General features: G+C 31.7%; 8 protein-coding genes. 2 read left to right on the top strand and 6 right to left on the bottom strand.

Annotated features, from left to right (window positions below; translation table 11 throughout):
- On the bottom strand, window positions 1-1,196 hold a 1,196-nt coding region (locus tag B2217_RS07180; protein ID WP_291122227.1), incomplete at its 3' end, for an ABC-F family ATP-binding cassette domain-containing protein.
- Window positions 1,197-1,328: 132 nt separating this feature from the next.
- On the opposite strand from B2217_RS07180, the gene B2217_RS07175 reads away from it, so the two are divergent.
- Window positions 1,329-2,303 (top strand): tetratricopeptide repeat protein, encoded by a 975-nt coding sequence (locus B2217_RS07175; RefSeq protein WP_180904785.1) that lies wholly within the window; start codon window positions 1,329-1,331, stop codon window positions 2,301-2,303.
- A gap of 50 nt (window positions 2,304-2,353) precedes the next feature.
- Here the strand turns inward: B2217_RS07175 and B2217_RS07170 are convergent, their stop codons facing one another.
- Window positions 2,354-3,034, bottom strand: a complete 681-nt coding sequence (locus B2217_RS07170) for a metal-dependent hydrolase (RefSeq protein ID WP_180904786.1) — start codon at window positions 3,032-3,034, stop codon at window positions 2,354-2,356.
- 17 nt (window positions 3,035-3,051) lie between these two features.
- The gene (gene menA / locus B2217_RS07165; protein WP_180904787.1) at window positions 3,052-3,978 is read right to left on the bottom strand and encodes a 1,4-dihydroxy-2-naphthoate octaprenyltransferase; all 927 of its coding nucleotides are present in this window, start codon (window positions 3,976-3,978) and stop codon (window positions 3,052-3,054) included.
- Between the two features lie 88 nt (window positions 3,979-4,066).
- Between menA and B2217_RS07160 the strand changes: the two genes are divergently transcribed.
- Complete coding sequence (locus tag B2217_RS07160) at window positions 4,067-4,912, top strand: glycoside hydrolase family 25 protein (RefSeq protein ID WP_180904788.1); 846 nt, start codon at window positions 4,067-4,069, stop codon at window positions 4,910-4,912.
- Here the strand turns inward: B2217_RS07160 and B2217_RS07155 are convergent.
- The 3 genes from B2217_RS07155 to ribB all read right to left on the bottom strand — a co-directional run bounded on the left by B2217_RS07155 (window position 4,909) and on the right by ribB (window position 7,751).
- Window positions 4,909-5,589, bottom strand: coding sequence for a hypothetical protein (locus tag B2217_RS07155; protein WP_180904789.1), 681 nt, complete (start codon window positions 5,587-5,589; stop codon window positions 4,909-4,911). The two genes, B2217_RS07160 and B2217_RS07155, sit on opposite strands and share 4 nt — an antisense overlap.
- Before the next feature lie 92 nt (window positions 5,590-5,681).
- The gene (locus B2217_RS07150; protein WP_180904790.1) at window positions 5,682-6,935 is read right to left on the bottom strand and encodes an MFS transporter; all 1,254 of its coding nucleotides are present in this window, start codon (window positions 6,933-6,935) and stop codon (window positions 5,682-5,684) included.
- Window positions 6,936-7,088: 153 nt separating this feature from the next.
- A complete protein-coding gene (gene ribB / locus B2217_RS07145; protein WP_180904791.1) occupies window positions 7,089-7,751 on the bottom strand; it encodes a 3,4-dihydroxy-2-butanone-4-phosphate synthase in 663 nt (220 codons plus the stop codon).
- Between the last annotated feature and the right edge of the window lie 127 nt (window positions 7,752-7,878).

Genomic DNA, 7,878 nt, shown 5'->3' with positions numbered 1-7,878 from the left:
GCTTGATTTTGAGCAAAATATCCGATTTGTGCATTATGACCTATTTCTAATTTTCCTTCGAAATCAATTTCATTCATAATCGCTTTAATCATTGTTGATTTTCCTTCGCCATTTTTACCAACTAACGCTACTTTTTGTCCTCGTTCAATTACCATATTCGCATCTTTAAACACAATATGATCGCCATACGATTTATCTAAATTTTCGACTACAACAGGATATTGTCCCGAACGAGCAGCTGCAGGGAATTTCAATTTCAAAGCTGAAGTATCAACCTCATCAACTTCGATAATATCTAGCTTTTCCAACATACGAACGCGCGATTGCACTTGTTCTGTTTTAGAGAAAGTTCCACGAAAACGTTCGATAAATAATTTATTTTCAGCAATGAATTTTTGTTGTTCATCATAAGCTTTTTGCTGATGAATTCTACGATCTTGACGCAACACTAAATAGTCAGAATATTTGGCTTTATAATCATAAATTCGTCCCATTGTCACTTCGATTGTACGATTCGTAATATTATCGACAAATGTGCGATCGTGCGAAATCACCATCACAGCTTTGGCTTGATTTTTCAAGAAATCCTCTAACCACTGAATCGATTCGATATCCAAGTGATTCGTTGGCTCATCTAATAAAATTAAATCTGGTTTACGCAAAAGAATTTTAGCTAATTCGATTCGCATACGCCAACCTCCCGAAAACTCAGAAGTTGATCGATCCAAATCTTCTTGCGCAAATCCCATTCCTTTCAAAACCTTTTCCACTTCGGCTTCGTAATTTACTTCTTCTATCGAATAAAATTTCTCACTAACTTCTGAAACGCGCTCGATTAGCTTCATATAATCATCACTTTCATAATCAGTTCGTACAGTTAATTGCTCATTTAATTCATCAATTTCATTTTTCATTGATAAATATTCAGCAAAAGCTTTTGATGTTTCTTCACGAACAGTACAATTATCTTCGGTTAACAAATGTTGTGGTAAATAAGCAATTACCGCATCTTTTGGCGCTGAAATATTTCCCAAAGAAGGTTTATTGATTCCTGCAACAATCTTAAGTAAAGTAGATTTTCCTGCTCCATTTTTTCCCATTAAAGCAATTTTGTCATTTTCGTTTATCACAAAACTAACTCCACTAAACAACGTTGAAGAACCGAATTGAACGGTAATATCATTAACTGTAATCATAAATTTTATCGAATAATTGCGGCAAAGATAATCGAATGAGAAAGATTAATTATTATCAATAGGATTTAGAATCGTATTATTTTACCACTGAATCGATTAAATTGTATATTTATCTAAATATTAATACTCATTATGAATAAATTTTACATTTTAATTATAAGTTTAATCTCTGTAAGCAATGTTATTGCACAAGAAAAAAAATCGGATTTTGATAAATTTAAAGCAAATGCTGTTAAAAATAGTTGCGAATGTTTTCATAAAATAAAACAAAATCAATTATATAATCGAAAAGAGCTTTATGACAAAATCAAATCTTGTATTGATGAAGAAGTCCTAGCTTTTCAGATGATTGATAAATTAAGTGCTATTTCAGTTGAAACAAACGGTAAAAAGAAAAAGGATAAAAAAGAAATCAAAATTAATATTGATACAAATGAAAAAAGTGGAGAATATCTAAAATATTACAGAGCAATCGAGTCAGATTTATTCGATAATTGCGATAATTTTAGAGATATTATTGCTTCAAGTGAAATTGGATTAGAAAATGAAATCCCTTCTGAAAATAGAAAAGCTTTGGATTATTATTCTGAAGGTTTGAAAGCTGTAAAGGAAAGTAATTGGAAATCTGCAGCAGACTTTTTTGCAAATGCGGTTAAAGAAGATCCGAAGTTTTATTATGCGTGGGATAATCTTGGGGTAAATTTGAGAAGATTGGAACGATATGATGAGGCAATAGAAGCTTATCAAAAATCTTTGCAAATCAATCCTTATGGCGCTATGCCATTACAAAATATTGCAGTGGCTTATATACATCAAAAAAATTATACTGCGGCAATAGAAGCCTATGAAAAGTTTGCAGATATTTATCCTAACAATCCTGAAACTTTTTACGGTTTAGGTCATTTGTATATCGTTGATCTTAAAGAATATGAAAAAGGTTTAGATTACATGTGTAAAGCCTATAATAAATACATTGAAAATAACTCTCCATACAGATCTGATGCAGAAACGGTAATTTCGGTTGCATATCAAGCGATGAAAAAGAATAATCAAGAAGAAAAATTTATGGAAATTTTGAAAAAAAATAATATTCACATTGGAGAATAATAAAAAAAGCTCGAGATTATCTCGAGCTTTTATATGTTGTAAAGAATTTCTTAAACTGTTAAATCTTCACCAACTTCTAATAAAATCAATTGAATATGACGCGAAAAGAAAATAGATTTCGCTTCTGCTTTATCAATTTTAATTGGTGGAAATGTATCGTAATGATAACCCAAAACCTTAGTTGCTTGCACATATTCTGCAGCAATAGAAGCACTTTTTGCACCCATCGTAAAGTTATCTCCGATTGGTAAAATTGCTAAATCAAGTTGTCCAATTGTATCTGGAATCAACTTCATTTCGTATGTCAAAGCTGTATCACCAGCGATATAAACACGCTTTCCTTCACTTTCGATAATGTAGCCATTCGGATCTCCTCCATACGTTCCATCAGCAAATGAACTCGAATGAAATGCAATCGTCGATTGAATCGAACCAAAGTCAAAACTAAATTTACCGCCCGTATTCATTCCGTGTGCTTTCAAACCTCTTTCCGAATAATAAGAAGCAATTTCTGCATTCGAAATAATCAAAGCGCCTGTTCGTTTTGCCAATTCTTCCACATCATACACATGATCTTGATGCGCATGCGTAATGACAATATAATCCGCTTTTAAACTTTTGAAATCGATGTTTTTTGCTAATTCATTTGGTGTAATAAATGGATCAACAACAATGTGTTTGCCGTTTGCTTCAATCGCAAGCGAGGCATGTCCTAAGTATTGAATTTTCATTATATATTTTTTTGTGATTAACGAATTAAAGTATCAATAAAATCGAAACCGATTAAGCTATATCCTAATAATACAGCGAAAAATAAAGCTAACATTGCTACTTGTTTCAAGAATGGATCGAAATCTTTTGGGTCTTTTACTGCGAAAATTTGACGACGAATGGCGTTCGCAAAAAAGATTAAAATTAAAAATACAAAACCAGATAATTTACCTTGTTTAAGTGGTGACATCGTTACATATAATGCGCTTAATGCAAAAGGAATCGTCATTAAAGCCATTTGGTAATATTTACTTTTTTGAAATCCTAATTTTGATGCAACCGTAATTTTATTGTTTTTGACATCATTTTTCACATCGCGCATATTGTTCAAATTTAACACTGCTACACTCCAACATCCCATCGAAGCTGCAGGTAATAAAATTTGCCATTGAAAAACTTTAGAATATAAAAATTCTCCACCCGCAACAGCTAAAATTCCAAAGAATAAGAACACAAAAACATCTCCTAAACCAATATATCCGTATGGTTTTTTTCCCATTGTATAAGCCATTGCTGCAAAAATAGACGCAACACCCAAGCCAAGAAAAATGTAAATGTATTTCATATCATTTGGATAAAAAGATACATACAACAATGCAGCAACACAAGCTAAAGAAATCGCAACCATAATTCCGATGGCAACTTTCATTTGGTTTTGTGTAATCAATCCAGATGCTACAGCACGCTGTTCTCCTACTCTATTTGCGTCTGTTCCTTTTACCGCATCGCCATAATCGTTTGCGAAATTTGATAAAATTTGGAAAGCCAAAGTTGTTAAAAGTGATAAGAAAAATATATCATTTCGAAAGATTCCTTCTGATTTTGCAATAAATCCAGCCAATAATAATCCACTCAAAGAAAGTGGTAATGTGCGAAGCCTTGCGGCTAATATCCATTTTTTCATACTGAACAAAGATAATGAAGATTTTACTTTTTTTATCATCGAAAATTGAAGTAATATTGCATAGAATTTATCTATTTCAACTACTAAAATGCCTCGTAAAAAGAAAACACAACAATCTATTTTTAATACATTAAAAAAAATCAAACTTTCGACTTATGTAATTAGTTTGCTGATTTTGTGCGTTGTTTATTTTGCGTATCGTTATCGCCATGGTATTCATTACTATTTTTCGGTTGTAGAAAAATCGCTGAAAGGCGAAAAATTGGTTGATGATAAAGTTACAAAATTTGACATTCGAAATATTGAGGTGATGGATAAATATTATCTCAAAACTTTTGGTGTTGATGTTTCGCATTATCAAGGAAAAATTGATTGGACGAAAATGCATACGATTTACAATTTGTATCCTATAAATTTTGCTTTTATCCGTTCTACAATGGGAACTTCGTCTATTGATGAGACTTTTGAGGATAATTGGGAAGGTGCAAAAGAAAATAATATTTTGCGTGGTGCTTATCATTTTTATCGTCCAGACGAAAATTCGACTTTACAAGCGCAGAATTTTATTGCAAAAGTAAAATTAGAAAATGGCGATTTGCCTCCAGTTTTGGATATTGAAACCTTACCGAGAACACAATCTATGGTTCGTTTGGTGGAAGGAATTAAGAATTGGTGCAAAATTGTTGAAGAGCATTACGATATCAAACCGATTATTTATACGTCGGACAAATATTTCGAAGATTATTTGCAAGATCATTTTGATGGTTATATTATTTGGATTGCCAATTACAATTTTTGGGTGCAAGAAATGAAAGGTCATTGGGATTTTTGGCAATTTACCGAAAAAGCAACCATAGATGGCGTAAAACGTTATAAAGTTGATGTGAATATCTACAACGGAACCATTGATGATTTGGAAGGATTGACGCTTTAATTCTTTGGATAAAATTTCTTATAATCCTCGTGATAAGCACTATCCCAATTTATTTTAGAAAAATCTTCGGAAGTATTATTGAATTTCGCATCGGCTACCAAACGTTCGCGCGTTGAAAGTGGACGAAAAACATATCTAAAATCTGTATTGATCAAATATTTTCTTAATTTTTGGAGCTCTTTACTTTTAATTGAATCTTTATTTATTCCTATAATAATAGATTTTGGAATTCTTTTATCTTTTTCAGTTTTCTGTTCTATTCTTTTAATAAAATCAATTATTGTATCCGATTTTATTAGAATTAGATCTTTCTTTTTAACTTTAAATTCTTCATAAATTTCTTTATTCCTTTCAGCTTGAAAAGAAGGAGTTCCACAAAAATCATCATAAGGAAACTCATTATTATAATAGTAGATTAAAGTATCATTATAAAATATAAATTGATCTTCGGCAAAATCAAAAGAAGGTTCTGGTATTAAAGAATCTTTACTATAATAATCATTTAAAGCTTTGTTATACTTTCTATAAGAAAACGAAGAATCTGCATTCATTCCCATTGCTAAAATCTTTTGATTAATCGAATCTTGATGCAATTTATCTCGTTCTTCTTGCGATAATTCTCGCTTACAACTCAACAAACCAAATCCTAAAAGTAAAAAGTAAACAATAGATTTCATTGATAATTATTTTCTTAAAGATAACAAAAAAGCGAATCGTTTGATTCGCTTTTCTTTATTTTAAAACCTTTACTTCTTTTTATATGAATATTTTATTCTAAAGTTACTTTTCGAATAGGTTTGATGAAAAAAGCAATAAAAATTACAGTTAAAATTGTCATTGTTCCGCCAAAAATAATTCCTGGAACTAACCCTAAAAATGTTGCGGCAATTCCACTTTCTAAAGCTCCTAATTCGTTAGAAGAGCTCACAAATATTGAATTGACAGATGAAACACGACCTTTCAAATTTTCGGGCGTTTTGATTTGTAAAATACTTTGACGAATTACCATCGAAATTGCATCAAAAGCACCTCCAAACATCAAAATAACAAAACATAAATACAGATTTTGACTAAATCCAAAAGAAATAATACAAACACCAAACATTGCGACTGCTCCCAATAATTTTGGTCCAACATTTCCTTTCAATAAACTTGGAATCATCGACAAGAAAAACATCATTATAATAGATCCAATTCCATGTGCTGAACGTAATAAACCAAAAGCTTCAGAACCTTGATTCAGTACTTTTTCTACGAAAGCTGGCAACAACGATTCTGCTCCACCAAAGAAAACCGCAAACATATCCAAACTCAAAACAGCTAAGATAATTGGTGTTCCCCAAATAAATCTCAAACCTTCTTTGATACGTGTCATTGGTGATTCTGTCGATTCTGATTCAGATAATTCTGCTGGTTTTTTAGAGATCAACAATATCATGACCATCGAAATACACATAATTGTAAAAGCGGTTATCAAAGCAGCTTCAATACCAAATTTTGCTAAAATAACTCCTCCTGCTAAAGGTCCTAAAACTGATCCAATCATAAATGCAGACGAAGAAACTGGAATTGCTTTTGTGTAGTTTTCTTTGCGAACAACTAAAGCTAAAAGGGCAAACAAAGCTGGTCCGCTAAAAGATCTTGTCAATCCCAAAATGAAAAATGCAAAATAACAAATTCCTAAATAAACAGGAATTCCAATTGCTTGCCGAACTGACGGAAAATTTACAATCATCAAGACAAAAGATGCAGTCATAAAACAACCAATACTTCGTACCAAAATCATCCGTTTATCCAATTTATCAACCAATTGTCCCGCATAAAAAGCAGTTAAAAGAATTGGTAAAAACTCTGCTAAACCAATTAATCCAAGAAAAATTTCTTTCTGAGTGACTTTAAAAATTTCGTAAGCAACAGATGTACTCTGAATAAATAAAGCAAATATTAAGGAAAACCTTAAAAATATGAATGGAATAAATTCTTTATTTTTCCAAACGGATGGAACTTTCTCCTCTGATGTCATTTTGTAATTTGAATTTTAAGTTTTTAAATGTACACTGATTTTATTCAAAACTACCTTGATTTTGGATAATAAATTTGTATAAAATCAAAAAAAATCTTCGCGTATTTCTACCCGAAGATTTTTGAAAGTTTATGATGTATTTTAGTGTTTAATTTAAGCGAATTCTAATTGTTTTTTCTCCTCTAATTGAAGACGATATTCGTAAATATCCTCAATTGTCAAAACTGTCATTTCATGTTTTTCGGCAAAATCTATAATTTGAGGAACTTTCGCCATTGTACCATCAACATTTGTCAATTCGCACAAAACAGCTTCATTTCCCAAACCTGCCAATTTCACAATATCAATACTTCCTTCTGTATGTCCACGTCGCTCCATAACGCCTTTTGGACGAGCGATTAAAGGAAAAACATGTCCAGGACGATTAAGATCAGTCGGTTTTGCTTGAGGATGAATTGCCGTTTTTATCGTTTGTACACGATCCGTAGCAGAAACACCAGTTGTTACACCTTCTTTTGCCTCAATCGTAACTGTAAATGCTGTATGAAAGCGCGAATTGTTATTCACAACCATCGGATTTAACTCCAACTCATTTGCTTTATCTTTCGAAATACAGAGACAAACAATTCCGCTACATTCGCGAATCATCAAAGCCATATCTGGTGCTGTAATGGTGGAAGCAGGAAAAATGATATCACCTTCGTTTTCGCGGTTTTCATCATCAATTAATAAAATTCCTTTTCCGTTTTGTAGATCTTTAATTGCATTTGCAATTCTTTCGTTGGCTGTTGAGCCAAATTGTGTGATTGTTTTCATTTGATTTTTGTTTTTATCATGAAACATCACTTCAGGGCGAAACACATTGTTAAGTAATAAGTTCAAAGTTGTGAGTCATGAGTTTTTACTCAGAACTTAATACTTATCACTCATGACTTTCAGTTGT

Source organism: Empedobacter sp. UBA7620, from assembly GCF_002484185.1.
GTDB classification, from domain to species: domain Bacteria; phylum Bacteroidota; class Bacteroidia; order Flavobacteriales; family Weeksellaceae; genus Empedobacter; species Empedobacter falsenii_C.
This window is presented reverse-complemented; position numbering and strand designations above follow the sequence as displayed.

Bases quoted from the DNA above. Each gene is read 5' to 3' on its own strand.
- B2217_RS07170 (WP_180904786.1), bottom strand. From the start codon at position 3,034: ATGAAAATTCAATACTTAGGACATGCCTCGCTTGCGATTGAAGCAAAC.
- B2217_RS07150 (WP_180904790.1), bottom strand. From the start codon at position 6,935: ATGACATCAGAGGAGAAAGTTCCATCCGTTTGGAAAAATAAAGAATTT.
- B2217_RS07160 (WP_180904788.1), top strand. From the start codon at position 4,067: ATGCCTCGTAAAAAGAAAACACAACAATCTATTTTTAATACATTAAAA.
- B2217_RS07155 (WP_180904789.1), bottom strand. From the start codon at position 5,589: ATGAAATCTATTGTTTACTTTTTACTTTTAGGATTTGGTTTGTTGAGT.
- menA (WP_180904787.1), bottom strand. From the start codon at position 3,978: ATGAAAAAATGGATATTAGCCGCAAGGCTTCGCACATTACCACTTTCT.
- B2217_RS07175 (WP_180904785.1), top strand. From the start codon at position 1,329: ATGAATAAATTTTACATTTTAATTATAAGTTTAATCTCTGTAAGCAAT.
- ribB (WP_180904791.1), bottom strand. From the start codon at position 7,751: ATGAAAACAATCACACAATTTGGCTCAACAGCCAACGAAAGAATTGCA.